Origin of the sequence: Streptomyces sp. NPDC004647, assembly GCF_040609575.1 — a bacterium.
Lineage (GTDB): Bacteria > Actinomycetota > Actinomycetes > Streptomycetales > Streptomycetaceae > Streptomyces.
Window position 1 is genome coordinate 1 of sequence record NZ_JBEXKU010000061.1, and the last position, 24,874, is coordinate 24,874.

At 72.5% G+C, this 24,874-nt stretch carries 26 protein-coding genes and 1 pseudogene; 20 read left to right on the top strand and 7 right to left on the bottom strand.

Annotated elements, in window-relative coordinates:
- Window positions 1-139: 139 nt before the first annotated feature.
- A complete protein-coding gene (locus tag ABZW18_RS24425) occupies window positions 140-343 on the bottom strand; it encodes a hypothetical protein (protein ID WP_356190954.1) in 204 nt (67 codons plus the stop codon).
- Between the two features lie 242 nt (window positions 344-585).
- Between ABZW18_RS24425 and ABZW18_RS24430 the strand changes: the two genes are divergently transcribed.
- The 4 genes from ABZW18_RS24430 (at window position 586) to ABZW18_RS24445 (ending at window position 4,820) form a co-directional block, all read left to right on the top strand.
- Window positions 586-1,845 carry an NYN domain-containing protein gene (locus tag ABZW18_RS24430; protein WP_356190957.1) on the top strand — a complete coding sequence of 420 codons (1,260 nt, stop codon included), beginning with the start codon at window positions 586-588 and terminating at the stop codon, window positions 1,843-1,845.
- Window positions 1,846-2,181: 336 nt separating this feature from the next.
- Complete coding sequence (locus ABZW18_RS24435) at window positions 2,182-3,186, top strand: ABC transporter ATP-binding protein (RefSeq protein WP_356191049.1); 1,005 nt, start codon at window positions 2,182-2,184, stop codon at window positions 3,184-3,186.
- 117 nt (window positions 3,187-3,303) lie between these two features.
- Entirely contained in the window at window positions 3,304-4,152 is an 849-nt protein-coding gene (locus ABZW18_RS24440; RefSeq protein ID WP_356190960.1) for an ABC transporter permease, read from the top strand.
- A 71-nt stretch (window positions 4,153-4,223) separates the two neighbouring features.
- Complete coding sequence (locus tag ABZW18_RS24445; RefSeq protein ID WP_356191051.1) at window positions 4,224-4,820, top strand: DUF2567 domain-containing protein; 597 nt, start codon at window positions 4,224-4,226, stop codon at window positions 4,818-4,820.
- Window positions 4,821-5,311: 491 nt separating this feature from the next.
- On the opposite strand, the gene ybaK is transcribed toward ABZW18_RS24445, so the two are convergent.
- From ybaK to ABZW18_RS24465, 4 genes are all read right to left on the bottom strand, one after another.
- Window positions 5,312-5,848 (bottom strand): Cys-tRNA(Pro) deacylase, encoded by a 537-nt coding sequence (gene ybaK, locus ABZW18_RS24450; protein ID WP_356190962.1) that lies wholly within the window; start codon window positions 5,846-5,848, stop codon window positions 5,312-5,314.
- 17 nt (window positions 5,849-5,865) lie between these two features.
- Window positions 5,866-6,603: an LON peptidase substrate-binding domain-containing protein gene (locus ABZW18_RS24455; RefSeq protein ID WP_356190965.1), complete on the bottom strand. Its 738-nt coding sequence runs from the start codon at window positions 6,601-6,603 to the stop codon at window positions 5,866-5,868.
- Between the two features lie 11 nt (window positions 6,604-6,614).
- Window positions 6,615-7,745 carry a hypothetical protein gene (locus ABZW18_RS24460; protein ID WP_356190968.1) on the bottom strand — a complete coding sequence of 377 codons (1,131 nt, stop codon included), beginning with the start codon at window positions 7,743-7,745 and terminating at the stop codon, window positions 6,615-6,617.
- Between the two features lie 439 nt (window positions 7,746-8,184).
- On the bottom strand, window positions 8,185-9,786 hold the full coding sequence (locus ABZW18_RS24465) for an oxidoreductase (protein ID WP_356190970.1): 1,602 nt from the start codon (window positions 9,784-9,786) through the stop codon (window positions 8,185-8,187).
- A gap of 180 nt (window positions 9,787-9,966) precedes the next feature.
- On the opposite strand from ABZW18_RS24465, the pseudogene hisD reads away from it, so the two are divergent.
- The 11 genes and pseudogenes from hisD to ABZW18_RS24520 form a co-directional block, all read left to right on the top strand.
- Window positions 9,967-11,274, top strand: a pseudogene (gene hisD, locus ABZW18_RS24470) (histidinol dehydrogenase); the annotation flags it as partial.
- Between the two features lie 144 nt (window positions 11,275-11,418).
- Window positions 11,419-12,522 carry a histidinol-phosphate transaminase gene (locus ABZW18_RS24475; RefSeq protein ID WP_356190973.1) on the top strand — a complete coding sequence of 368 codons (1,104 nt, stop codon included), beginning with the start codon at window positions 11,419-11,421 and terminating at the stop codon, window positions 12,520-12,522.
- 5 nt (window positions 12,523-12,527) lie between these two features.
- Window positions 12,528-13,121 carry an imidazoleglycerol-phosphate dehydratase HisB gene (hisB, locus tag ABZW18_RS24480; RefSeq protein WP_356191053.1) on the top strand — a complete coding sequence of 198 codons (594 nt, stop codon included), beginning with the start codon at window positions 12,528-12,530 and terminating at the stop codon, window positions 13,119-13,121.
- Window positions 13,118-13,285 carry a hypothetical protein gene (locus tag ABZW18_RS24485; protein ID WP_356190975.1) on the top strand — a complete coding sequence of 56 codons (168 nt, stop codon included), beginning with the start codon at window positions 13,118-13,120 and terminating at the stop codon, window positions 13,283-13,285. The genes hisB and ABZW18_RS24485 overlap by 4 nt, the downstream gene beginning before the upstream one ends.
- The gene (gene hisH / locus ABZW18_RS24490; RefSeq protein ID WP_356190977.1) at window positions 13,282-13,926 is read left to right on the top strand and encodes an imidazole glycerol phosphate synthase subunit HisH; all 645 of its coding nucleotides are present in this window, start codon (window positions 13,282-13,284) and stop codon (window positions 13,924-13,926) included. The genes ABZW18_RS24485 and hisH overlap by 4 nt, the downstream gene beginning before the upstream one ends.
- 13 nt (window positions 13,927-13,939) lie before the next feature.
- Window positions 13,940-14,671 (top strand): bifunctional 1-(5-phosphoribosyl)-5-((5-phosphoribosylamino)methylideneamino)imidazole-4-carboxamide isomerase/phosphoribosylanthranilate isomerase PriA, encoded by a 732-nt coding sequence (gene priA / locus ABZW18_RS24495; protein WP_356190979.1) that lies wholly within the window; start codon window positions 13,940-13,942, stop codon window positions 14,669-14,671.
- Window positions 14,668-15,075 (top strand): RidA family protein, encoded by a 408-nt coding sequence (locus ABZW18_RS24500; RefSeq protein ID WP_356190982.1) that lies wholly within the window; start codon window positions 14,668-14,670, stop codon window positions 15,073-15,075. Before priA ends, ABZW18_RS24500 begins: the two co-directional genes overlap by 4 nt.
- The gene (hisF, locus tag ABZW18_RS24505; RefSeq protein ID WP_356190985.1) at window positions 15,072-15,842 is read left to right on the top strand and encodes an imidazole glycerol phosphate synthase subunit HisF; all 771 of its coding nucleotides are present in this window, start codon (window positions 15,072-15,074) and stop codon (window positions 15,840-15,842) included. Before ABZW18_RS24500 ends, hisF begins: the two co-directional genes overlap by 4 nt.
- Window positions 15,843-16,124: 282 nt before the next feature.
- Window positions 16,125-17,378 carry a helix-turn-helix domain-containing protein gene (locus ABZW18_RS24510; protein ID WP_356191055.1) on the top strand — a complete coding sequence of 418 codons (1,254 nt, stop codon included), beginning with the start codon at window positions 16,125-16,127 and terminating at the stop codon, window positions 17,376-17,378.
- A 129-nt stretch (window positions 17,379-17,507) separates the two neighbouring features.
- Window positions 17,508-17,747 carry a hypothetical protein gene (locus ABZW18_RS24515; RefSeq protein ID WP_356190987.1) on the top strand — a complete coding sequence of 80 codons (240 nt, stop codon included), beginning with the start codon at window positions 17,508-17,510 and terminating at the stop codon, window positions 17,745-17,747.
- On the top strand, window positions 17,744-19,351 hold the full coding sequence (locus ABZW18_RS24520) for a cation acetate symporter (RefSeq protein WP_356190990.1): 1,608 nt from the start codon (window positions 17,744-17,746) through the stop codon (window positions 19,349-19,351). The genes ABZW18_RS24515 and ABZW18_RS24520 overlap by 4 nt, the downstream gene beginning before the upstream one ends.
- Before the next feature lie 98 nt (window positions 19,352-19,449).
- Here the strand turns inward: ABZW18_RS24520 and ABZW18_RS24525 are convergent, their stop codons facing one another.
- Window positions 19,450-20,088, bottom strand: a complete 639-nt coding sequence (locus ABZW18_RS24525) for a TIGR03085 family metal-binding protein (protein ID WP_356190991.1) — start codon at window positions 20,086-20,088, stop codon at window positions 19,450-19,452.
- A 59-nt stretch (window positions 20,089-20,147) separates the two neighbouring features.
- Window positions 20,148-21,017, bottom strand: a complete 870-nt coding sequence (locus ABZW18_RS24530; RefSeq protein ID WP_356190994.1) for a hypothetical protein — start codon at window positions 21,015-21,017, stop codon at window positions 20,148-20,150.
- Window positions 21,018-21,171: 154 nt separating this feature from the next.
- Here ABZW18_RS24530 and hisI point away from each other — a divergent pair, with 154 nt between their 5' ends.
- From hisI to ABZW18_RS24555, 5 genes are all read left to right on the top strand, one after another.
- Window positions 21,172-21,543, top strand: coding sequence for a phosphoribosyl-AMP cyclohydrolase (gene hisI, locus ABZW18_RS24535; protein WP_356190996.1), 372 nt, complete (start codon window positions 21,172-21,174; stop codon window positions 21,541-21,543).
- 35 nt (window positions 21,544-21,578) lie between these two features.
- Window positions 21,579-23,117, top strand: a complete 1,539-nt coding sequence (locus ABZW18_RS24540; protein WP_356190999.1) for an anthranilate synthase component I — start codon at window positions 21,579-21,581, stop codon at window positions 23,115-23,117.
- Between the two features lie 115 nt (window positions 23,118-23,232).
- Window positions 23,233-23,868: a TIGR02234 family membrane protein gene (locus ABZW18_RS24545; RefSeq protein ID WP_356191002.1), complete on the top strand. Its 636-nt coding sequence runs from the start codon at window positions 23,233-23,235 to the stop codon at window positions 23,866-23,868.
- A 132-nt stretch (window positions 23,869-24,000) separates the two neighbouring features.
- Complete coding sequence (locus ABZW18_RS24550) at window positions 24,001-24,234, top strand: HGxxPAAW family protein (RefSeq protein WP_356191004.1); 234 nt, start codon at window positions 24,001-24,003, stop codon at window positions 24,232-24,234.
- Window positions 24,235-24,386: 152 nt separating this feature from the next.
- Entirely contained in the window at window positions 24,387-24,821 is a 435-nt protein-coding gene (locus tag ABZW18_RS24555) for a DUF2752 domain-containing protein (RefSeq protein ID WP_356191007.1), read from the top strand.
- Window positions 24,822-24,874 lie beyond the last annotated feature (53 nt).

The following is a 24,874-nucleotide window of genomic DNA, read 5'->3' on the forward strand; positions in this document are numbered from 1 at the left end:
GTGATGGGCGCGGGTCGCCGGGGGGCGGGGGCCGGCGCCCCCCGCGGCAGGGCCGCGGGGGGGGCGGCGGGGTTTTCGGACCGGGGGGGGGGGGCCCGGTACCGGGCGCGCCCCTCCTTCGCGCGGTGGCTTCCGTCGGTCAGTTGTGGCCGAACCGCTTCTGGTGCTTGCGGGCGACATCGCGCGGGCTGACCTGGGTCGGTGACTGCGGCGCCTGAGGTGACTGCGGTGACTGCGGCGTGCCCTGGGGCTGCATCGGCGAGCTCTTCGCCTGCTCCTCGCTGCGCTCTGCGGAGCTGCGGGGCCGCTGCTGACTGCGATCTCGGTTCTTGTTCTTTGCCATGATCGTGCCTCCTATGGCGGGAACTCGGGCCGCTACGCGAATCAACGCTCGCATGAGGCGACAATGAACGCATTTCGGGTAATTACCCTGAGTGAGAAGGGTGGCTGCGGCCAGCGGCCCGTATCCGCCACGCCGATGATCGAGTTCCGACTGATAACCCCCGTACGGTCGGGCAGACTCGAAGAAAACCCGAAGCAAAAACCGTTCCGGGGGCGACGGACTTCACGAAAGAGGGTGCGAACGTGGACCGCTGCGTCGTCCTGGTGGATGCCGGCTACCTGTTGGGCGCCGCGGCGAGTCTGCTCGCCGGAGAACCCGCCCGCTCCCGCATCAGCGTCGACCACGCCGCGCTCATCCAGGGGCTCAGGGAGCGCGCCGAGGCCGACACCGAGCGCCCCCTGTTGCGTATTTACTGGTTCGACGGGGCTCCGGACCGCGTGCCACAGCCGGAGCACCGGCGGCTGCGCGTCATGCCACGCGTCACTGTCCGGCTCGGCGCTCTGACCCGCAGCGACGGGCGGTGGGCGCAGAAGGGCGTCGACGCGGCGATGCACGCCGAGCTCACCGAACTCGCCCGCAACCGCGCCTGTTCCGACATCGTTCTGGTCACCGGCGACGGCGATCTGCTGCCCGGTCTGATGGACGCCAAGGAGCACGGTGTCGCCGTGCATCTGTGGGCCGTGCAGGCCGCCGACGGCGACTACAACCAGTCCGAGGACCTCGTCGCCGAGGCCGACGAGCGCCGGGTGCTCGACCGCGAGTGGATCGTCCGTGCCGTACGGGCCAAGGACCTCGTCGGGGCCTGCGCGCCGCGACCGGAGATCGCGGCCATCCTCTCGGCCCCACTGCCGGAGTCGGCGGTTCCCGGCGCGGGCCGGGCCACGACAGTGAGCCCCCCGTCGGCCAATGGCTCCGCGGCCACGACCGAGGTGCCCGCGCCTGCCGACGCCGGCCCCGGCACCTCCGAGAGCGCCGGTCCCAGAGGCGTGCCGACCCCGAAGGATCTCGCCGGCCTCGGCCGTGCGCACGCCGGTCCGGGCATGCCGGGACCGCAGCAGACGGCCGCCGGTGCCACCCTTCGCTGGTCCTCGGACAAGGGCTGGGTCGAGCGGAGCGGCCCGGCGGAGCCGTCCGAGACGGCGGCCCTGCCCACCCTCGCCCAGCTCACCAGTGCGGAGCAGCGCTGGGCGGACCGGGAGGAGGACATCACGGCGGTGAGCGGCGACCCCTTCGAGGTGGGCCAGGTCTTCGCCCGGCGCTGGACCGAGCGGCTGTCCTCCCCGGCCCACCTCCAGCACCTCTCCACGGAGTACCCGCGCATTCCGCACCGCATCGACGGCGAGCTGCTGCGCTATGCGGCACGCTTCGGCCTTCTCGCGCACAAGGACGACCAGATCGACGAGCACGACCGCTATGCGATCCGCGCCGGATTCTGGCGCGAGGTCGACTCCCGTACGGCCTCGGACCGGTCCCCGGCCGGGGACCCGACGAGCAAGTCCTGAGTGCCGTTGCCGGCCCCGGAGCCCGGAGCCACGCTCCGCCCGCCGCGGGCGGCTGCCGGGCGCAGCGCGGACGAGCGGAACAAGCGGACGCCCCGACGAGCTGGATGAACCCGGCCGGCCCGGCATGAGGCCGTACGGAGCGGCCGGGCCGCGCAGCGCGGACGGGCGGCCTTCCAGGGCCGGACGAGCGGCCCCGCGAGTCCGGGCGGGAGCCCGGGAAGCCCGCCCCTTGGCCGGGCGGAGCCGGGCCGGATCCGCCCCCGAGGGCCGGGGGGCGGCGCCGGACGCGTACCCTCGTAGCTCGTGAGCACGGGCACAGCGCAGGCGGGGCACGGCATGGGAGCCGGAGCGGCGGAAGCCGCGGCCGCGTGCGCCGTACGTGACCTGGTCAAGACCTACCCAGCGGCCCGCGCCCGCCGCGGCGCCGAGCCCGCGCCGGCCGTCCGCGCAAGCGACGGCATCAGCCTCGAGGTGCGGCGCGGCGAGATCTTCGGACTGCTCGGCCCGAACGGAGCCGGGAAGTCCACTCTCGTCCGCCAGCTCACCGGACTGATGCGGCCCGACTCCGGCACCGTCCGCGTACTGGGCCACGATCTCGTACGGCACCCGGAGCGGGCGGCGCGCCTGGTCGGCTTCCTCGGCCAGGAGTCCACCGCCCTCGACGAGCTGACCGTCTCCCTCGCCGCCGAGACCACCGGGCGGCTGCGCGGCCTCGATGCCCGCACGGCACGCGCCGAACGCGATGCGGTCCTCGACGAGCTGGGGCTGACGGAGATCGCCGGACGGCCCCTCAAAAAACTCTCCGGCGGGCAGCGGCGGCTCGCCTGCTTCGCAGCTGCGCTGGTCGGCGACCGGCCCGTGCTCGTCCTGGACGAGCCGACGACCGGCATGGACCCCGTCGCCCGGCGGGCCGTCTGGGAAGCCGTGGACCGGCGACGCAGCGAGCGCGGTGCGACCGTACTGCTCGTCACCCACAACGTCATCGAGGCGGAGACCGTCCTGGACCGGGTCGCGGTGCTGGAGCGCGGCCGGGTCATCGCCTGCGACACCCCGAGCGGGCTGAAAGCCCTCGTCGCAGGCGAGGTGCGGCTCGAACTGGTCTGGCGCGACCAGGCGCCGCTCGACGTGCCCGAGGTCGCGGCGCTGCGCGCGTCCGCCCGGGAGTCGGGCCGCCGCTGGGTGCTGCGGCTCGCCCCGGAGGAGGCCCGGGCGGCGGTCGCCGCCGTCACCGGCGGGTCGGCCTTCGCGGCGCTCGACGACTTCACGCTCACCACGCCCAGCCTGGAAGAGGTCTATCTGGCCCTCGGCGGGCGTGCCGAAGGGCTGGTGAAGAGTGACTGATCGCCCGCTGATCCTCGCGGACGCCCCGCGAAGATCCGCCGGACGGGCCCCGGGCCGTACCGGACGAGCGTCCCGCCGTGCCGACCGCCGGCACGTACCGAACAGGAGCAGCGCAACGTGAGTGTCGTGCCCGCGGAGGTGGTGTCCGGGAGGCTCCGGGTCGAGGCCGGTCCCGACGGCGGGGCCCGTTCGTGGTCCGCGGACGACGGAGCCGCCCCGCTCGCGCCCCGGGCCCGTCTGCTGCCCGCGCTGGCCGCCGTCTACCGGGCCCAGCTGTCGCGGGCCCGGGTCGCCCGTATCCCGCTGCTCTTCGTCGCGACCTTCCAGAGCGTCGGGATCATGGTGCTGATGCGCGGTGTCGTCGACGGTGGCGACGAGGCGCGGGCCGTCGTCGCCGGGTCGAGCGTGCTCGTGGTGGCCTTCGTCGCGCTCAACCTGCTGGCCCAGTACTTCGGCCAACTGCGCGCGAGCGGCGGGCTCGACCACTACGCCACTCTGCCGGTGCCGCCCGCGGCGGTGGTGCTCGGAGCGGCGGGCGCGTACGCCTCCTTCACCGTGCCCGGCACGGTCGTCACGGCCGTCGTGGGCAGCATGCTCTACGGGCTGCCGCTGGCGAATCTCTGGGTTCTGGCGGCCGTCGTCCCGCTCGCGGGTGCGGCGCTCGCCGGTCTCGGCGCGGCTCTCGGCCTGCTCGCCCCCCGCCAGGAACTCGCCACGCTGCTCGGCCAGTTGGGCATGTCCGCGGCGCTGCTGCTGGGCGTGCTGCCTGCCGCGCATTTGCCCGGCCCGGTGTCCTGGGCGCGCGACCTGCTGCCGTCCACGTACGGGGTCGAGGCGCTCGCTCGCAGCTTCGGCCCGCGGCCCGACTGGGCAGCGGTCGGCGGCGATCTGGCGGTCTGCGCGGCCGTGGGTGTGGCCTCGCTGGCGGTCGCCACGTGGGCGTACCGTCGGGCGGCCGTCCGATGACGCGCCCGCACCGGCGTCCTGCTGACCCCGGCACCCCGCGGGCCTGGCACGATGGCGGGGTGACCGCACCGATGACTCCGCATGAGCAGCCTTCGCACGACCCCTGGCAGAAGCCGCCCGCCGGCGGCGGCCACGCGGATCCCGGTACGTACGACGGACCCGGGCTGCGGATCGAGCTGCGGCAGGCGGCGCTGGTGGCGGTGGGCGTAACCGTCGCGGGTGTGCTGCTGGGGCTGCTGTGGCTGTGGCTGGCTCCCCGCGTCCCGCTGGTCTCGGACGGCAAGGCCGTCTACTTCAAGAACTCCGAGGGCGAGGAAGCGGCCGGTGCCGACGGCACGTTCGTGCTGCTCGCGCTGGGCTTCGGTGCTCTGACCGCGCTGGTGGTCTTCCTGTTCTTCCGGCGCGGAGGCGTCGCGCTGGTGGTGGGAATGGTGGTCGGCGGTCTGCTCGCCTCGCTGGTGGCGTGGCGGTTGGGCGTGTGGCTCGGTCCGACACAGGACGTGGCCGCGCACGCGCGAGCGGTGGGCAAGGGCGCGGTGTTCGACGCGCCGCTGCAGTTGCGGGCGAAGGGCGGGCTGTTGGTGTGGGCCGTCGCGGCCGCAGCGGTCCATCTGGCCCTGACGAGCCTCTTCGGCCCCCGCGATCCCGAGCCTTCGGCGGAGTACTAGTGCCCTTCCCGGCAACGTTTGCCCCGTCGCGCCGCCCAGCACGCACTCCCCACCCTTCGGCCGGGTGGGGGCACCCCCCAGCGGTTGGCTGGGGGAGTGCCCCCAGCCGCGTTGGCCACAAGCCCCAGTAGCTCGGCTACGAGGGCTTCCGGCCGCCTTGCGATCGCACGCACCGGACCACGCTCCTTGACGGGCAAACGGTGCCGGTCGCGGCACTGGGCCGGTCCGGGCGGACGCCCGGGGGAGCCCCCCGGGCACCCGGCTTCCCCCTCGCCTTCGGCCGGGTGTGCCGTCAAGCGCGTTGCACGGTCGCTCGAGTACGACTCGGTACACCGGACGCGGCACGGGCGGAACCTGAGCCATACGGGCAGAGCGGGCCCCGCCGCGCCAACCGTCCAGAGGCCGCGCACGGTTGACACACAGCCGCACAGCCGCACAGAAGCCGGGCAAGACCGGCAGGGGGCGCCAACGCAGGCGGCGGCGCCGGGCTGCTACGCGCGGGCGATCGGAGCCAGTACGGCGCCCGTGAGTGTTGCCAGGTCCGCCGCGGGCAGCTCGACCTCCAGCCCCCTTCGGCCCGCCGAGACACAGACGGTCTCGTACGCCGACGCGGAGGCGTCCAGCACCGTCGGCAGCTGCCGCCGCTGCCCCAGCGGCGAGATCCCGCCCCGTACGTACCCCGTGGCGCGCTCGGCCGCCGCCGGGTCCGCCATCACCGCCCGCTTCCCGCCGACCGCGGCTGCCAGCGCCTTGAGGTCGAGCGACCCCGCCACGGGGAGGACGGCGACCGTGAGCACACCGTCGACCTCGGCGAGCAGGGTCTTGAACACCCTCTCCCGGCCTTCGGTATCGGGAATTCCGAGCGAGGCCGCCAGCGCCCGCGCCGCCTCCTCGCCGTACGAGGGGGCGGCCGGGTCGTGCTCGTAGGAGTGCACCGTGAAGGTCACACCGGCCTCGGTCAGGGCGACCGTCGCGGGCGTGCCGCCACCGGCCCGCTTCTGCGTCCGTGTCTGCTTCTTCTTCGCCAAGGTGCGAGCGCCTTCGCTCAGTTGGGGCTGGTCGGCTGCCGCGTCAGATCCACCGCGGGCAGCGAGGGGATGTTACGGATCACCGCACTCTCCGCGCGCAGGATTTTCAGCTCCTGCGCGAGCCGGGCCGCCGTGTCCGGGGCCTCCAGCAGCTGCTGCTTCCCTGGGGTGTCGAGCACGGCCGCAGCAGCGACCAGATACGACAGCACGCTCGGTTCGTCCGGCAGATCCTGCTCGGTGGTCGACCGCTCGTTCGCCCCGGCCAGCCGCTTCTGGTACGTACGGAAGGCCCGTAGGACACCCGAGGCGAGCGCGCCCGCGCCTTCGCCCTGAGTCTCCGGGAGCTCCTCGACCTCGCCGACCAGATACGGACCGGAGGCGTCGACCGACAGCAGCCGGAAGCGGGTGGTGCCGGTGGCCAGTACGTCGAAGCCGCCGTCGTCCTTCTCCCTGATGGTCGCCGCGTCCGCGACGCAGCCCACCGGGTGGAAGGCCTTCATCGGGTCCTCGCCGAAGCCCGCCGCCGCACCCCGCTCCGGCAGCGCGGTGGCGTCCGGCAGGCCGGGAGCGCTGGCCGCCACCTCGAGGCCGTCGCGGATGGCGACCACCCCGAAGCGGCGCGGGGCGTCCTCGTCCAGCTTCAACAGGTCGCGCATCATGGCGCGATACCGCTGTTCGAATACGTTCAGCGGCAGCACGAGGCCCGGGAACAGCACCGCGTTCAGCGGGAAGAGTGGAAGGCGCGCGATGGTCACAACGCTCAAGCCTAATGGCCGGAGGCGGGGGCTCTTCCCGTCCGTCGTCTCAACGGCAAGGTGGAGGCGACCTCGATGCGGACGCCGTCGCGCAGTTCGAGGAACTGGCCGAGCGGATCGTTGGAGACATGGCTCCATGGGAAGGCCGTCGCGCACGGGCCGATGAGCCGGAACTGGTCGAGGGCCTCGGCCCAGCGGCCCCGGGCGATCAGGACGTACGCGAGGAGGTTGCGGACCTCGGCGGGCCAGGGGTCGCCGGGCTCGTAGTGGGCGGACATCCCGATGGCGAGGTCGGCGGCCGCGTCGATCCGGTCGCCGAGAACTTTTGCGGAGTCGGAAGAGTCGGAAGAGCCGGAATAATCGGAGGAACCCGAGGAGCCGGCGGAATCCGCGGAAGTGGCGGAAGCGGCGGAATACGCGGAGCCGAAGGCACCGGAGCCGTCGGGGTCTTCCTCCCTACCCAGCAGGACGGCGAAAGCCGCCCGGAGGGGCAGGGCGTGCAGCAGCGAGCCGGGCAGGGCCTGTTCCGCGGCCTTCTCGGCGAAGTCGAAGCACTCGCGGTGCGAGCCGTACACCTGGGCACTCAGATACCGGAGCGCGGCGACGTGACAGCCGTAGTGGTGCGCGGACCGGCGTACCGCCTCCTTCCACAGCACGTCGAAGCCGGCCCGCGAGACGTGTCTGCCGCGCGCCTGGTCCAGTGCGATGCGCCACGGAACGGGGTCGCGCGGCGTTGCCTGTGCGGCCGCCTCGATGAGCGGCGCCGTCTCGCGCAGCGGCCCCTCTCGACCCGGCCGCTCCCACGCTCTGCGCACCGCCAGTTCGGCCTTCACCAGCGCAGCGTCCGGATCGTGCGGCGCGGACGCGGCCCAGTCCGTGAGCCAGTCGGAACGGGACTGCGCGAAGACGGCGAGCCGTGTGGTGTAGCGGTCGCGCGACTCCCACTCCATGGCCTCGCGGGTGGTGGCGAGCAGGGCGGCGGCCGGCCGGTGGTCGCCGCGGCCGGCCGCGACCAGGGCCGGGGCCAGCCGTTCGTCGGGTGCGTCGAGCAGCACCTCGTCGTCCGGTGGCAGCAAGGCGGCGAGACCGGGGGTGTGGCGGATCATGCGGGCGGTACTGATGAGAGCCCGGAGGATGACCATGGGCGACGGAGCCTCCGGGTGGTAGGGGAGCGCGGACGAAGGTCGAGGTGTACTGCCCGCTGGGCGCGCGGTGTCGTGCCCGCCGACCGCCGGGCGGCCGGTGAGCCATGCGTCTCGTATCGGCTCCAGCAGCTCCACCATTGAAAACTGCAGGTCGGAGGCTTACCAGCGGATTTCGGTGACGCTTCGGTATCAGCGCGAAGGTTGCCTGCGGAATGGTCAATGCCGGGTAAAGAAGCTGTGCCCGCACGGCTCCACCACCCGCGCAAGTGCCGGTGCGTACTTCGCGCTCCATTCGTACGGGGGCGGGTTCCGGTCCCACCGCGACCACGAGGTCGGCGCCCGCACCGGTGACGAGGCGGACGGGAGCGGGCGGTCCGCGCCGCGGGGCGCGGACCGTGGACCGGGATGCGCGCCGTACGGTCACCCGGCGCACCCTTCAACTGCGGCGCAGCAGCCGCGACGCTCCGGCGGCGACCGTGGTGGCCAGGACCCAGCCCAGCAGGATCATCGCGGCCGCCGCCCACTGGAAGCGCCCCTGCGGTTTCCAGTGGCCGTCCTGCCCCAGGTCTATGACCGGCAGCAGCAGGTCCAGGGTGTACAGCACGGAGTTCCAGTGCGGCGACTCGCCGCCCTTCATCTCCGCCGGCGGATTCAAGTCGAACAGCAGCGCGCCGACCGCCCACAGCACGGCCATCCACAGCGCCGCCCGGCCCGGCTTGTATCCGTAGGCCACCGTCCAGTCCTGCAGATAGCCCCAGAGCTTCCCGGCCAGTGGCAGCGTCTCCCTGCGCCGTCGCTGCTTGGCCAGCAGCACCTGGCGGGCCTCCGCGTCCTCGCCGCTGGCCCGGAGCGCGTTCGACAGTTGCTCATACGGTTCCGGCGCGTACTCCGGTGTCGCCGCGGCCACCCACTCCAGCCGCTCCGACAGCGGGAAGCGGCCACGCGGAATCAGCGTCTCGTAACCGAAGCCGGCCATCGCCAGCCCTCCGGGACCCGGCCAGCTCGACGACCGGTCGACCAGGTTGACGACCTTGGCACCCGACAGCACCACCCGCCCCTGCTGCGGCCGCTCGCCGAGGAAGCGCAGCTCCGGCGTCTGGATGCGGCGCAGGGACAACTCCTGGTCGGCCTCCATGACGAATCTGGCCTGGTAGAAGTCGACCGCGTCGCCGAACCGCCCGTCGTCGAGCCGTACGCCGCCCTCGCACTCGAAGGGCTGCATCCGCGTGCCGCGGGTGGGGGTGTTGGTGATGCCGTACGGCGGCGTGGTGCCGCTGACGAACGACGAGCTGCTGAGCCCCGCCGCCGTCATGTAGAGCGTCCGCTCGACGGTCAGCTGCGGGGCGTTGAGCGCCCGTCGGCCGTACGGATTGCGCAGCTGGCTGCCGCGCAGACTCAGCGACACCCCGATCTGCGCCCCGCGCAGGCTGATCTCGCCGTACGACTCCATCATCTCGGCCTGGAAGTCCTGCGCCACGGTCAGTCCGTCGGCGGCGATCGACCGGCCCTTGCGGTCCTTGTGCACGGTGAGCTGGTTGAGCAGGAGATCGGTGCCGATGTGCGCGTCGGTGAGCCGGATACCGCCCCGCACCATGCAGCGCGGCAGATGGAGATCGCCCTCGGTGGCCAGCCGCGCGGCCTCCAGCCGGGGGATCGCGCAGCTCACCATGCGCAGCGTGGTGAAGTGGCACTCGGGCAGCAGGACCTCGTGCTGGAAGCGGCAGCCGTACAGCTCGACGTACGGCTCGACGCTGCCGCCGGACAGATCGAGCGTGCCGGTGATGTACGCACCGCTCAGTTTGAGCGCGGAGACCCGGCCGGGCTGCGCCTGCGGTCCGTCGAGCAGCAGCAGGGCGACGACCCGGGCGCGCACGCTGCGGTCGGGTCCCCAGTGGTACTGACCGTTCGCGTCGTCATGCACCGGATTGCGGGTGCGAAGGTCGTGCGTACTGCCGTTGCGGAACGCCTGCCACATGCCCCACTCCGCCGGGGTCAGCTCAAGTCCCTCCGGCGGATCGCCCTCACCCGGCTCGGACACCCCCGCACCCCCCTTCCGGTGTCGCACGGCCCATCAGGCTCGTACAAGCCCCCTATTCCCGTTCCGTAACGGGCTGAACGCTAACGGTCAGGGGTAACGGCCGGTTCAGGACGGGATACGTATCAGCCATTGATACGGGCGACCGGCCGCCGGACCGGGTCTGAGACAATTGATCGCGTGCTGCAATCTCTCGCTTTGGCCCGAATCGATCTGCGCGGTGACGCCCTCCCCGAGGGCGGCGCCCTGCGCGATCTGCTGCCCCGTGCCGAGTTCGACGTCGAGGCCGCCCTGGAGAAGGTGCGGCCGATCTGCGACGACGTACGCCATCGTGGCACCGCGGCGCTGATCGATTACGCGCAGAAGTTCGACGGTGTCTCGATCGAGCGGGTACGGGTGCCCGCGGAGGCGCTGGAGCGTGCCCTCAAGGAGCTGGACCCGCAGGTGCGGGAGGCTCTCGAGGAGTCGGTGCGGCGGGCCCGCCTGGTCCACCGCGAGCAGCGGCGCACCGACCACACCACCCAGGTCGTACCCGGCGGCACGGTCACCGAGCGCTGGGTGCCGGTCGAGCGGGTGGGGCTGTACGTCCCCGGCGGCCTCGCCGTGTACCCGTCGTCCGTGGTGATGAACGTGGTACCGGCGCAGGAGGCGGGCGTCGGCGGCATCGCCGTCACCTCCCCGCCGCAGACCGATTTCGGCGGACTGCCGCACCCGACGATCCTCGCCGCCTGCGCGCTGCTGGGTGTCGACGAGGTGTACGCGGCGGGCGGCGCCCAGGCGATCGCCATGTTCGCGTACGGCACCGAGGAGTGCCTGCCGGTCAACCTGGTCACCGGCCCCGGCAACATCTATGTCGCCGCGGCGAAGCGCCTGCTCAAGGGCCGTATCGGTATCGACGCCGAGGCTGGCCCGACCGAGATCGCGGTACTGGCCGACGCCACCGCGGACCCGGTGCACGTCGCCGCCGACCTGATCAGCCAGGCCGAGCACGACACGCTGGCCGCGGCGGTCCTGGTCACCGACTCCCCGGAACTCGCCGAGTCCGTCGAGGGCGAGCTGAGGACCCAGGTCGCCGCCACCCGGCACCGTGAGCGGATCACCGCGGCGCTGTCCGGACGGCAGTCCGCGATCGTGCTGGTCGACGGCGTGGACGAGGGCCTGCGAGTCGTCGACGCGTACGCCGCCGAGCACCTGGAGATCCAGACCGCCGACGCCTCCGCGGTCGCGGCCCGGGTGCGCAACGCGGGTGCGATCTTCGTCGGCCCGTACGCCCCGGTCTCGCTCGGCGACTACTGCGCGGGCTCCAACCATGTGCTGCCCACCGGCGGCTGCGCCTGCCACTCCTCCGGCCTGTCCGTGCAGTCCTTCCTGCGCGGCATCCATGTCGTGGACTACAGCCGCGACGCCCTGGCCGACGTGACCCGCATGGTGGTGGCGCTCGCCGAGGCCGAGGACCTGCCGGCGCACGGAGCCGCCCTGAAGGCGCGTTTCGCCGGAGGCGAACCTGATCAGCAGCGTGCCGGAGGCGAACCTGATCAGCAGCGTGCCGGAGGCGAACCTGATCAGCAGCGTGCCGGAGGCGAACCTGACCGGCACCGTGCCGACCGGCAGACCGACGGGAAGGTGCCGAGTTAAGTGACCGGCATTGACGATCTCCCCATCCGGGACGAGTTGCGCGGCAAGACCCCGTACGGGGCGCCGCAGCTCGATGTGCCCGTACGCCTGAACACCAACGAGAATCCGTACCCGCTGCCCGAGCCGCTGGTCCTCCGGATCGCCGAGCGCGTCACCGAGGCCGCGCGGAACCTCAACCGCTACCCCGACCGGGACGCGGTCGAGCTGCGCACCGAGCTGGCGAGGTATCTCACCCGCACCGCCGGGCACGAGGTCGGCCCCGCGGGCGTCTGGGCGGCCAACGGCTCCAACGAGGTCATTCAGCAGCTGCTGCAGACCTTCGGCGGACCGGGCCGCACCGCCATCGGCTTCGAGCCCTCGTACTCGATGCACGCGCTGATCTCGCGCGGCACCGGCACCGGCTGGATCTCCGGGCCGCGCCACGACGACTTCACCATCGACGTCGAGGCGGCCGTCCGGACCATCGCCGAGCAGCGGCCGGACGTGGTCTTCATCTGCTCGCCGAACAACCCGACCGGCACGGCGGTCGAGGCCGGCACGGTCCTCGCGCTGTACGAGGCCGCGCAGGCGGCCAAGCCGTCGCTGGTCGTGCTCGACGAGGCCTACGGCGAGTTCAGCCACCGCCCGTCCCTGCTGCCGCTGATCGAGGGCCGTCCGAACCTGGTCCTCAGCCGCACCATGTCCAAGGCCTTCGGCGCCGCCGGCCTGCGCCTCGGCTATCTCGCCGCCGACCCGGCGGTCGTGGACGCCGTACAGCTGGTCCGGCTGCCCTACCACCTGTCGGCCGTCACACAGGCCACCGCGCTCGCGGCGCTGGAGCACACCGATACGCTGCTGGGGTACGTAGCGCTGCTCAAGGCCGAGCGGGACCGTCTGGTCACCGAGCTGCGCGCGGCGGGCTGCGAAGTGACCGACTCGGACGCGAACTTCGTGCAGTTCGGCCGCTTCGACGACGCCCATGCGGCGTGGCAGTTCCTGCTGGACCGGGGTGTCCTGGTCCGTGACAACGGCGTACCGGGCCGGCTGCGGGTCACCGCGGGCACCCCGGCCGAGAACGACGCGTTCCTCGACGCGGCACGTGCATTGATGAAGGAGAACCGATGAGCAGCCTGTCCCGCGTAGGACGCGTGGAGCGCGCCACCAAGGAGACCTCCGTCCTCGTCGAGATCGACCTCGACGGCACCGGCAAGGTCGATGTGTCGACAGGTGTCGGCTTCTACGACCACATGCTTGACCAGCTGGGCCGCCACGGTCTCTTCGACCTCACCGTGAAGACCGACGGCGACCTCCACATCGACAGCCACCACACGATCGAGGACACCGCCCTCGCGCTCGGCGCCGCTTTCAAGCAGGCGCTGGGTGACAAGGTCGGCATCTACCGCTTCGGCAACTGCACGGTGCCGCTGGACGAGTCCCTCGCCCAGGTGACCGTCGACCTCTCGGGCCGCCCGTACCTGGTGCACAGCGAGCCCGAGAAGATGGCGCCGATGATCGGCGAGTACGACACCACGATGACCCGGCACATCCTGGAGTCCTTCGTGGCGCAGGCGCAGATCGCGCTGCACGTCCACGTGCCGTACGGGCGCAATGCCCACCACATCGTGGAGTGCCAGTTCAAAGCCCTGGCACGGGCCCTGCGGTACGCCTCGGAGCGCGACCCGCGTGCCGCCGGAATCCTCCCGTCCACCAAGGGCGCCCTGTGAACACTCTGTCGACCATCCTGATCGTCGTCGGGCTTTTCCTCCTCGGCGGAGTCATCTCCTTCTCCAAGCAGAAGCTGCCCAAGGGCGCGATCGTGCTGCTCGGCATCGCCTCCGCGATGTGCCTGGTGGCCGGTGTCATGCGGCTCCAGGGGGTGTGGGCATGACCGCTCCCGCCAAGCGTGTGGTCGTCTTCGACTACGGATTCGGCAATGTCCGCTCCGTGGAGCGGGCGATGGCCCGGGCCGGCGCGGATGTCGAGATCACCCGCGAGTTCGACACGGCCATGAACGCGGACGGGCTGCTGGTGCCGGGCGTCGGCGCCTTCGCCTCCTGCATGACGGGCCTCAAGGAGGCCCGCGGCGACTGGATCGTCGGCCGCCGGCTGTCTGGCGGCCGGCCCGTCATGGGCATCTGTGTGGGCATGCAGATCCTCTTCGCCCGCGGCATCGAGCACGGCGTCGAGACCGAAGGCCTGGACGAGTGGCCCGGCACGGTCGAGCCCGTACGGGCGCCGGTCGTCCCGCACATGGGCTGGAACACGGTCGAGGCGGCCGAGGACTCGCAGCTGTTCGCCGGCCTCGACGCCGGCGCCCGCTACTACTTCGTGCACTCCTACGCGGTGCGCACCTGGGACTTCGAGGCGGGCAACGCCCATCTCCGGCCCCCCAGGGTCACCTGGTCCACGCACGGCGAGCCGTTCGTCGCGGCCGTGGAGAACGGCCCGCTGTGGGCCACCCAGTTCCACCCCGAGAAGTCCGGCGACGCCGGAGCCCAGCTGCTGTCCAACTGGCTCGAGACCCTCTAGGACGTACGACGCAATGAGCACGCACCGCCTCGAACTCCTCCCCGCCGTCGATGTCCGCGACGGCCAGGCCGTACGCCTGGTCCACGGTGAGTCCGGCTCGGAGACCTCCTACGGCGACCCGCTCCAGGCCGCCCTCAGCTGGCAGCGGTCGGGCGCCGAGTGGCTGCATCTGGTGGACCTCGACGCCGCCTTCGGCACCGGTGACAACCGGGCGCGGATCGCCGAGGTCGCCCGCTCGATGGACATCAAGGTCGAGCTGTCCGGCGGCATCCGTGACGACGACACCCTCGCCGCGGCCCTGGCCACCGGCTGCACCCGGGTCAACCTCGGCACCGCCGCCCTGGAAACCCCGGAGTGGGTCGCCAAGGTCATCGCCGAGCACGGGGACAGGATCGCCGTGGGCCTGGACGTCCGCGGCACGACCCTGCGCGGCCGCGGCTGGACCCGTGACGGCGGCGACCTGTACGAGACCCTCGCCCGTCTCGACTCCGAGGGCTGCGCGCGCTACGTGGTCACCGACATCGCCAAGGACGGCACGCTCCAGGGCCCCAACCTGGAGCTGCTGAAGAACGTCTGCGCGGCGACCGACCGGCCCGTCGTCGCCTCCGGCGGCGTCTCCTCCCTCGACGACCTGCGTGCCATCGCGAGCCTCGTACCCGAGGGTGTCGAAGGCGCCATCGTGGGCAAGGCCCTCTATGCCAAGGCATTCACCCTGGAAGAGGCGCTGGAGGCTGTGTCCCGATGACCGACATAGAGCGTGTGCAGAGCGACAGTCCCTGGGAAGAGACCATCGGATTCGCGCGTGCCGTCGCGGCGGGGGACCGGGTACTGGTCTCCGGCACGATGCCGTTCTCCGGCCGGGTGCTGTACGGCGAGGGCGACCCGTACGAGCAGGCCAAGGTCGCCTTCGGCAACGCCCTGGCCGCGCTCGAGAAGTTCGGCCTCGGCCCCGAGGACGTCATCCGCACCCGGATGTACCTCACCCACGCGCGCGATGTGGACGCGGTCGGCCGCGCCCACAAGGAGCTCTTCGACGCCGTACGCCCGGCCGCGACGCTCGTCGTGGTCTCCGGCTTCGTCGACTCGCGCGTCCTGGTCGAGGTCGAACTCGAAGCTTTCCGCGATACGCAGAGGAGTCCGAACGCATGACGCTGGCGGTCCGAGTCATTCCCTGTCTGGACGTGGACGCCGGCCGGGTCGTCAAGGGCGTCAACTTCCAGAACCTGCGGGACGCGGGCGACCCGGTGGAGATGGCCAAGCTGTACGACACCGAGGGCGCCGACGAGCTCACCTTCCTGGACATCACGGCCTCCTCGGGGGACCGCGAGACGACCTACGACGTCGTACGGCGCACCGCCGAGCAGGTCTTCATCCCGCTGACGGTCGGCGGCGGCGTCCGGACCCCCGGGGACGTCGACCATCTGCTGCGCGCCGGAGCGGACAAGGTCGGGGTCAACACCGCCGCGATCGCCCGGCCCGAGCTGATCCGCGAGATCTCCGAGCGCTTCGGCAGCCAGGTCCTGGTCCTGTCGGTGGACGCCCGCCGTTGCCCCGAGGGGACGGTGACGGAGTCCGGCTTCGAGGTCACCACGCACGGCGGCCGCCGCGGCACCGGCCTGGACGCCATCGAGTGGGCCCACCGCGCGGCGGAGCTGGGCGCGGGCGAGATCCTCCTCAACTCGATGGACGCGGACGGCACGAAGGACGGCTACGACACCGAAATGATCGCGGCGGTGCGCGGGCGCGTCACGATCCCGGTGATCGCCTCGGGCGGCGCGGGCAAGCTGGACCACTTCGGCCCCGCGGTCGCCGCGGGCGCGGACGCGGTGCTCGCGGCATCGGTCTTCCACTTCGGCGACCTGCGGATCGGCGAGGTCAAGGAAACCCTGCGCGCCGCGGGCCACCCGGTCCGCTGACCTCGCGCGCGCGTCCCCGTGCTTCGTACGCACCGCCTTCGTACGCACCGCCTGCCCTGACTCCGTACTCGCCGCGTCCCCGTACGCCGTCCCCACCCGGACTTGCATCCCGGCGGGGCGGCCCGCCGGTGCATCAAATCGAGAGGAATGCCGCCCACCTCTAGGTACCGACTGGACGGTATGGAATCCTGCCCACAGCAGGACATGTTCGGCCCGGGAGGGCCGCCCGCTCATCCGCCGGAGCGAGCCTCCCCTGCCGTCCGCACAGGGGGAGGATCCGTGATGCAGCCAGTCGTACGAACCCGTGTCCGGGCACGGTCCGGTCTGCCGACCGCAGCGTCGCCCGTCAGGTCCCTGGCGGGCGACGCTGCCGACGTTCTGCACGGCGCGGCCCGCGTCCTGCTGAACGATCTGCCTCAGCTCACCGACCGCCTGGTGGCGGCCCTGCGGGAGCAGGAGCCCGCCTTTCGCGCGGCCGTCGACGCCGAGCCCGACGAGGTCCGGCAACAGGTCCACCGGTCGCTCCGGCACAGTATCGGCGCCTTGCTCGGCCCCAGGGAGCGCGCGGACGCCGCCCGCCGCTTCAGCTGGCAGCTCGGCGGCGACCTCGCCCGGCAGGGGCTGCCGCTGGACGCGCTCCAGCACGCCTTCCGGCTCGGCGGCTCCATGATCTGGCAGGCGCTGGTCGACGTGGCGGGGCGGCGGGACCCCGACGACGTCCGCCTGCTCGTCCATGTGGCCGCCGACATCTGGGATTTCGTCGACGAGCACTGCACGATCGTCGCCGGCGCCTACCGCCAGGTGGAGCGGCAGGTCTCCTGGCGCCGGCAGAACCGGCTGCGGCTGATGGCCGGTTCGCTGCTGGACGGCACCACCCGCATCGCCGATCTCCCCGAGGTCGCGGCGGCTCTCGAACTCCCGGAGGAGGGGCGGTACGCCGTCGTCGCCGTCGCGGGCGGCAACAGCCGCGCGTACGGCGGTGCGCAGCCTCCGCGTACTCCGCCCGGCCTGCGGGTCCTCTGGCACAGTGAGCCCGACGCCGCCCATGGCATCGTCCTCATCGGCGAGGGCAGCGTGACGGAACTCGGCCGGGCCCTGCGCGTACCGCCCGGCGGCCGCATCGGCATCAGTTCGGCCGTCGAAGGCCTCGCCTCGCTGGGGGAGGCCCGCCGCCTCGCCGAGACGGCGCTGCGCTCCTGCCCCGGGGGAGGCGGACCCGCGCTGCTCGACGAGCATCTGCCGGCCGCCCTCGTGGTGTCCTCGCCCGCCCTCGGCACAGCCCTGGCGGACCGGGTGCTCGGTCCGCTGCTCCGGCTGGAGCCCAACGACCGGGCCACGCTGCTCGAAACCCTCACGGCATGGCTGGAGTGCGACGGCTCCGCGCAGCGCACCGGCAACCGGCTGTACTGCCACCGCAATACGGTTCTCAACCGGCTGCGCCGCTACGAGCAGCTCAGCGGCCGCTCCCTCGGCCGGCCCGGCGATGTGGTGGAGCTGTCGCTGGCACTCGCGGCCCGGCGGCTGTTGCACGTATGACAAGGTGAACGCGGCCGTGTGGCGGGGGGGTTGGGCGGAGGCACAAGCGGGGGGACCCCCGCTGGGCACCGGCACCGACCTGATCCACGGCCCTGTACCCGCGGTAAGCCCTATGGTGCGGTGGTCGGCATGCCCTATGCCTCGTCCCAACCCCGTGCGCCCCATCGCACCGAACCATCCGCGCAGCGCGCGGCGGTCTTCATCCTCGTCCTCCATCTGGCCGTCGTGGCGGCCGGGCCCTGGGCCGGCGACGCCGCCGGCGATCTGCCCGGCGTGCTCGCGGTGCTGGACTGCGGCGCCATCCTGTGGGCGACGGTCCGGTACACCGTCCAGCGGCACGCCGACGAGGACGAGGCGGACGTGCGATGAACGGCGCGGGGTTCGACGGGGACTCGATCGCGCTGGTGATCTTCGCGGCCTTTCTCGCGGTCTCGGTCCTGCTGTGCGGGCTGGCCGCCACCGACATCGACGAGGCCGAGCAGTTCTACACCGGCAAGGGATCGCTCGGGCCGGTGCAGAACGGTCTGGCCATCGCCGGTGACTACATTTCGGCGGCCACCGTGCTGGGCACCACCGGCTCCATCGCGCTCGCCGGATACGACGGCATCATGTTCGCCTGTGCCACCGTGCTGTCGCTGGTGCTTCTGATGCTCGTCATGGCCGAGCCCCTGCGGAGCGCCGGCCGGTACACCCTCGGTGACGTCCTGGCCCGGCGGCTGCGCGAGCGGCCGGCCCGTATCGCCATGGGCACCGCCACGGTGCTGGTGCTGTTCCCGCTGCTGCTCATCCAGCTCACCGCGGCAGGCAAGGTCATGTCCGCGCTGCTCGGCCTCTCCGGCGGCGGAGCCCTGACGGCCTGCACGGTCTTCACCGGCACTCTGATGGTCTGCTACGCGGCCTTCGGCGGAATGCGCGGTACCGGGCTCGTCCAGATCCTCAAGACCGTGGTCGTCCTCGCCGCCATCGCGGTGCTCGCGGGCATGGTGCTCGACCGTTTCGACTGGAGCCTCGGCCGGCTCTTCGACGCGGCGGCCGAGGGGAACGGCAGCGGGGACGCGTACGGCAAGCCCGGTCTGCAGTTCGGCGACTCCACCGCCGGCCGGTTCGACACGTTCAGTTTCCAGCTCACCCTGGCCGTCGGCGCCGCCTGCATGCCGCATGTCACCATGCGGCTCTACGCGGCGCGCAGTGCCAGAGCTCTGCGCACCTCCATGACATGGGCCATCGGTGCGGTCGCCGCCCTGTGCGCCGGTGTCGTCGTCATCGGTATAGGGGCGGCCGCACTCGTCGGCAGCCGCGTCATCCACGCCTCGGACCGGTCGGGCGACACCGCCCTGATGCTGCTGTCCGGGGCGCTGGACCCGGGTGCCGGTACCGCCGACAACAGCCTGCTGTTCTCGTTCGTCGCCTGCGCCGTGTTCGCCACCACCCTGGCGACCGTCGCCGGGATCACTCTGGCCGCCGCCTCGACCCTCGCCCACGACCTGCTGGGCCGCAGCGCGCTGGGCGGCAAGCTGTCCGTCACGCGCGAAGTCACCCGCGCGCGCCTGGCGGTGGTCGCGCTGGGGTCGGTCGCCGTACTGCTCGCGGTCTTCACCCGGGACTGGAACTCCGAGGTGCTGATCTCCTACACCTTCGCCAACGCCGCGTCCGCTCTGCTGCCCGTTCTTCTCTACTCACTGTTCTGGAAGGGGTTCACCACCACCGGCATGTGCTGGACCCTCTACGGGACCCTGGCGCTCGTCCTGATCCTGATTGCGGTCTCCCCGGGGGTCTCCGGCAGTCCCGTCGCGATCTTCCCCGACTGGGACTTCAACCTGTTCCCGCTGCAAGCCCCGGGCATCGTGACGATTCCGGCGGGCTTCGCCTTCGGCTGGCTCGGCTCCGTCTTCGGCGGCGGCCGGCCGGAACCGGAGGAGAAGGAATGGGCAGCCGCACAACCGCCCGTTGCCGATACCGGCTTCCGGTTCTGACCCGCGCCGGACCTGACAGCACGCCCCCGGGCTCGGTCCCGGGGGCGTGCCGGCGTGGGCCCGCCCCGAGGGCGGACGGCGCTCCTCGTGAAACCGCCCTAGAGAGGCAGCCCGAGCTGTGCCTCGCGCACCTTGGCGATCGCGTCCTTCTCGCCGTCCAGATCCACCCGGGCCACGTCCTGGCGGCCGAAGATGAAGAGCGTCAGCTCACCCGGCTCGCCGGTCGCCGTGACGACCGGCGCGCCGCGGTGTGCGACCGCCGTCTGACCGTTGGGGCGGCGAAGCACCAGCCCGACCGGGGAGTTGCGGCCGAGCAGCCGGGCCGCCTTCTCCAGGCGCGACCAGAGCGCGTCCGCGAACACCGGATCGATCTCGCGTGGCGTCCAGTCGGGCGAGGCGCGGCGGACGTCCTCGGCGTGGACGAAGAACTCCACGGTGTTCGCCGCCTCGTCGACCTGCTTCAGCGCGTACGGCGACATCCGCGGCGGCCCGGTGCGGATGAGCTGGATCAGCTCCTCGTACGGCTTCGCAGTGAACTCGGCCTGCACTCGGTCCCTGCGCGCGGCCAACGGTTTGAAGAGGATGCCCGCTGCCGCGTCGGCGCGGCGCTCGCGCATCACCACATGCGCGGCGAGGTCCCGGGTGGTCCAGTCGTCGCACAGCGTGTGGGCGGTCGGGCCCGCGGCTTCCAACAGATCGGCGAGGAGCAGGCGTTCGCGCTTGGCATGGGTCGACATACGGCCAGCGTACGACCGGTGCCCGAACCGTGCCACGGTGCCGCGCCCGGCGTCCGGGTTCAGCGCGGCAGAGGGGCCGTCAGCTTCTTCCCGCTGGGAGCGTCGCTGAGCGTCAGCGCGCAGGAGATCCGCTTCTCATCCCGTATTCGATAGGTGTCCAGCGAGGGGTACAGCGCGTAGTTGAAGTACTGCCGGCCGTCCTCGGGAATGGCCTTCATCCGCTCGGTCACCGCCGGCTCGCAGAGCTCGAGCGCCTTCGTCTGGAGCTGCTGCTCGGTGGTGAATGTGCCGGTCAGCGTCTTGTTGGCGATCACCTCGCCGTCGTGGGCCGCCCCGCAGGAACGGGCCTTGATCTGCTTGACGGTCACGTCGAGCGCGGGGTGGTCGAAGCACCGGCCCGGCTTGAGGACCACGAACGGCACCAGATCGCCCGGCGTGGGCGCAACGGACGGGGAGAAGGTGGGGGACGAGGGACTCGGAGCAGCCCCGTCCCCGGCGCCACCGGAACCCGCCGGCTCCCGGCCGTCGCCCCGCTCGCCGGGTGTGGAGCGCGGCTTGGCGTCGGCGGAGGCGTCGCCGTCGTCCGAGCCCTGGAGGATCAGGAGGCTTCCGACGGCGAGCCCGGCCGCCAGCACGCCGGCGATGAAGAGGGCGGCGATCTTCGGACCGCTGGGACCGGAGCCGGGCGGTGGCGGGGGCGGCGGATACGCCCCGTAACCGCTCTGCGGCGCTGCGTAGCCCGGCGCCTGTCCGTATGCCTGGGGCGAGCCGTACCCCTGCGGCTGTCCGAAACCCTGCTGGTGCCCATGGCCCGGGCCCTGGCCCGGCTCCGGGCCGTAGCCCTGCGCGGGGCCGAAGTCCTGCGGAGGCCCGAAGCCGCCCCCGGCAGCGGGCGGGGTTGAGTCGGGTGGCGGGGGCGGAGACGTCATGCGGAAAGCATGCCGTATCCCACTGACATTCCGTTCATCGGGCCATGCGATCCGGGCAGTTGAGGAACGACGAGCCCCCCGCCGGACCATGGCCCGGAGCAGGCCCTCCCGCCGGCGGCACAGCCACCCCGCGCGAAGCGGCACAATGGAGCCCATGTCCAGCACCGCGCGCCCTTCCGGCCTCGACCCGGCCATCGTCGCCCGCCTCAAGCGGAACGACGACGGTCTCTTCCCGGCCGTCGCCCAGCAGTACGACACCGGTGAGGTGCTGATGGTCGGCTGGATGGACGACGAGGCGCTGCACCGCACGCTCACCACCGGCCGTTGCACGTACTGGAGCCGCAGCCGCCAGGAGTACTGGGCCAAGGGCGACACCTCCGGGCACGTGCAGCACGTGAAATCCGTGGCCCTCGACTGCGACGCCGACACGGTGCTCATCAAGGTCGACCAGATCGGCGCGGCCTGCCACACCGGCGACCGCACCTGCTTCGACGCCGGGGACCTGCCGCTGAGCCCCCGGGCGTGAGCGGCCTCCCGCCCACGCCACTAGGATCCAGCCCCATGACCACGGGTGCTGCCACGATGGACCTCGAGACCTTCCGCAAGCTGGCGGCCGACCGCCGCGTCATCCCCGTCAGCCGCAGGCTGCTCGCGGACGGTGACACTCCGGTCGGGCTCTACCGCAAGCTCGCCGCGGAACGCCCCGGGACGTTCCTGCTCGAATCCGCCGAGAACGGCCGCTCCTGGTCCCGCTACTCCTTCATCGGCGTGCACAGCGCGGCCACCCTCACCGTCCGCGACGGAGACGCCCACTGGCTCGGCAGTCCTCCGGTGGGCGTTCCCACCGACGGCGATCCGCTGGAGGCGCTGCGCGCCACGGTCGAAGCCCTGCACACACCGCGTGACCTGGGCGGACTCGTCCATCTCCCGCCCTTCACCGGGGGCATGGTCGGTTACCTCGGCTACGACATCGTGCGCCGGCTCGAGCGGATCGGCGACAGCACCCGGGACGATCTGCGGCTGCCCGAGCTGACGATGCTGCTCACCTCGGACCTCGCGGTGCTGGACCACTGGGACGGCACGGTGCTGCTGATCGCCAACGCGATCAACCACAACGACCTCGCCACCGGCGTCGACGAGGCGTACGCGGACGCGGTGGCCCGCCTCGACGCGATGACCGCCGACCTCGCCCGGCCAGCCCCCTCCGGCGCCGCCGTGCTCCCCCCGTCGCAGCTGCCCGAGTACACCGAGCTGTGGGGCGGGGAGGCGTACCAGGAGGTCGTCGCGGACATCAAGGAGCGCATCCGCGCGGGCGAGGCCTTCCAGGTCGTGCCCTCGCAGCGGTTCGAGACGCCGTGCCCGGCCTCCGCCCTCGACGTCTACCGGGTGCTGCGGGCCACCAACCCGAGCCCGTACATGTACCTCTTCCGGTTCCCCGGCGTCGACGGGGACGAGGGCTTCGACGTCGTCGGATCCAGCCCCGAGGCGCTGGTGAAGGTCGAGGACGGCCGCGCCATGGTCCATCCCATCGCGGGCACCCGGCCGCGCGGCGCCACCCCGCAGGAGGACGCGGCCCTCGCCGAGGAGCTGCTCGCCGACCCCAAGGAGCGCGCCGAGCATCTGATGCTGGTCGACCTCGGGCGCAACGACCTGGGCCGGGTCTGCGAGCCCGGCAGCGTCGAGGTCGTCGACTTCATGTCGGTCGAGCGCTACAGCCATGTGATGCACATCGTCTCGACCGTCGTCGGCCGCCTCGGAGAGGGGCGGACGGCCTTCGACGTGCTCACGGCCTGCTTCCCCGCCGGCACCCTGTCCGGGGCCCCCAAGCCGCGCGCGATGCAGATCATCGAGGAGCTGGAGCCGACCCGGCGAGGTCTGTACGGCGGCTGCGTCGGCTATCTCGACTTCGCGGGCGACTCCGACACCGCCATCGCCATCCGTACGGCCCTGCTGCGCGGCGGTACGGCGTACGTCCAGGCCGGCGCGGGCGTGGTCGCCGACTCCGACCCGCAGGCCGAGGACACCGAATGCCGCAACAAGGCGGCGGCGGTTCTCCGCGCGGTCGCGATGGCCGGCGGCCTCTCCTCGCGGCAGCCCTGATCGGCCCGGAAGGCGGCGGGGGCTCGCGCCGTGAGCCGAGACGGACGGCCGGGGGCGACCGTCCCGCGGCCGACCCGCGTCATCGAGAGCCGGGGACACACGCGATAGTGGAGGGGTGAGTGCCGTACCCCATCCCCGTGCATCAGAAGACCAGGCGCAGCCGAGCGCGCGCCGGAGTCTCGCCGCCGCCCTCCTCCTCGGCGCGCTGGGGGCCGCCATCGCGCTGCTCTCCGGAGGGCAGATCTGGAGCGAGGGGACGGCGAGTGCCGCACAGGGCGCGCTGCCGCTGGCCGTCAGCGGGCGGGACGTCACCGGGCTGCCGGCCGCTCTCGCCGTGGTCGGACTGGCCGCGCTCGTCGCGGTGTTCGCCGTACGCCGGGCCGGCCGGACCGTCGTCGCAGGACTGCTCGCGCTGAGCGGCGCCGCGGCCGTGCTCACGTCCTTCCTCGGGGCCTCCGACACCGCCGCGCTCAGAGCCGAGGCGGCCCGGGCGACCGGTCTGGCCGAGGCCGGGGCCGAGCACGTCACCCACACCGCCTGGCCCTGGGTCTCCGCGGCCGGAGGCCTGCTGCTGCTGCTCGCCGGGCTGCTCGCGCTCCGTCACGGCCGGCACTGGCCCGCCATGTCGGGCCGCTACGAGCGCGACGGCCGCTCCGCCCCGGCCCGTACCCGGACCGCGCCAGACCCCGACCGGCCCGAGGAGATCTGGAAGGCGCTGGACCGCGGCGAGGATCCCACCCGCGACGGCTGATCCATCTGCGGCCACCCCCGCTCACAGCGCCTCCGGGCGTCGGGGACAATGACCGTGAGCGTTGACGCGCCCCGACCCGGGGGAGCTCCCGGATGGAGTCCGGGGGAGCACAACAGCAACGAGGAGTAACTCATGGCGGGCACAAGCCACGGACACACCCCGGCCGCGTGGACCGGCGTTCTCATCGCCCTCATTGGCTTCTGCATCTCCGGTGCGTTCACGGTGTTGGCCGAGCCGATCGGCTTCGTGGCGGGCCTCGTCGTCGTCGGGCTCGGCGGTGTCGTCGGCATGGCGATGCGCGCGGCCGGCAAGGGTCAGCAGAAGTCCCGGCCGCAGTCGCCGCGGCAGGCGCAGACCCAGAGCTGAGCTTCGCGGCGGGCGGGGCGCGCCGGCCGGGAGGCCGCCGTCCCGCCGTGCCGGTGTCCGAAGGCGCAGCCGGGCCCGTACACGCAGGCCCCACGGCCGTCCGAGCGGGTCCGGAGCTGCGCCTTCGCCCTTCTGCGGGGAGACTCGGCAGTGTGACCGACGAATCCGCCCAGCAGAAGCCGGTGGCAGGGCGCGCGGCCGCCGTGGCGGTCCCGCTCGCGTCCCTCGCCGCAGTCGTGGCCGCCTTCGGCTATGTCGGTGCGGTCGACCCGGGCGAGCCCGGCCACTACCCCGTCTGCCCGCTCCTGGCGTACACCGGGATCCTCTGTCCCGGCTGCGGCGGCCTGCGCAGCGCTCACGCCGTCGCGCACGGCGAGCTGGGCACCGCCATTGGGGACAACGCTCTCGCCGTGGCCGCCTTCACCGCCTTCGCCGTCCTCTGGGTGGTCTGGTTCGGACGGGCGGTACGGGGCGGGCCGCCCCTGGAGTTGCGGCCGCGTCCCGTCCACTGGTGGTCCCTGGCGGCTCTCGCGCTCCTCTTCACGGCCGTCCGGAATTCGCCCCTCGGCGCCGGGCTCGCGCCATGACCGGGACCGTGCGGCCTCCGGCGACCACCGTGAATGTCCAGGTCGTGGGACCG

Bases quoted from the DNA above. Each gene is read 5' to 3' on its own strand.
- ABZW18_RS24515 (WP_356190987.1), top strand. From the start codon at position 17,508: ATGCCCTATGCCTCGTCCCAACCCCGTGCGCCCCATCGCACCGAACCA.
- ABZW18_RS24510 (WP_356191055.1), top strand. From the start codon at position 16,125: ATGCAGCCAGTCGTACGAACCCGTGTCCGGGCACGGTCCGGTCTGCCG.
- ABZW18_RS24525 (WP_356190991.1), bottom strand. From the start codon at position 20,088: ATGTCGACCCATGCCAAGCGCGAACGCCTGCTCCTCGCCGATCTGTTG.
- hisH (WP_356190977.1), top strand. From the start codon at position 13,282: ATGACCGCTCCCGCCAAGCGTGTGGTCGTCTTCGACTACGGATTCGGC.
- ABZW18_RS24550 (WP_356191004.1), top strand. From the start codon at position 24,001: ATGGCGGGCACAAGCCACGGACACACCCCGGCCGCGTGGACCGGCGTT.
- ABZW18_RS24435 (WP_356191049.1), top strand. From the start codon at position 2,182: ATGGGAGCCGGAGCGGCGGAAGCCGCGGCCGCGTGCGCCGTACGTGAC.
- hisI (WP_356190996.1), top strand. From the start codon at position 21,172: ATGTCCAGCACCGCGCGCCCTTCCGGCCTCGACCCGGCCATCGTCGCC.
- priA (WP_356190979.1), top strand. From the start codon at position 13,940: ATGAGCACGCACCGCCTCGAACTCCTCCCCGCCGTCGATGTCCGCGAC.
- ABZW18_RS24425 (WP_356190954.1), bottom strand. From the start codon at position 343: ATGGCAAAGAACAAGAACCGAGATCGCAGTCAGCAGCGGCCCCGCAGC.
- hisF (WP_356190985.1), top strand. From the start codon at position 15,072: ATGACGCTGGCGGTCCGAGTCATTCCCTGTCTGGACGTGGACGCCGGC.
- ABZW18_RS24445 (WP_356191051.1), top strand. From the start codon at position 4,224: ATGACTCCGCATGAGCAGCCTTCGCACGACCCCTGGCAGAAGCCGCCC.
- ABZW18_RS24540 (WP_356190999.1), top strand. From the start codon at position 21,579: ATGACCACGGGTGCTGCCACGATGGACCTCGAGACCTTCCGCAAGCTG.
- ABZW18_RS24530 (WP_356190994.1), bottom strand. From the start codon at position 21,017: ATGACGTCTCCGCCCCCGCCACCCGACTCAACCCCGCCCGCTGCCGGG.
- ABZW18_RS24500 (WP_356190982.1), top strand. From the start codon at position 14,668: ATGACCGACATAGAGCGTGTGCAGAGCGACAGTCCCTGGGAAGAGACC.
- ABZW18_RS24460 (WP_356190968.1), bottom strand. From the start codon at position 7,745: ATGGTCATCCTCCGGGCTCTCATCAGTACCGCCCGCATGATCCGCCAC.
- ABZW18_RS24520 (WP_356190990.1), top strand. From the start codon at position 17,744: ATGAACGGCGCGGGGTTCGACGGGGACTCGATCGCGCTGGTGATCTTC.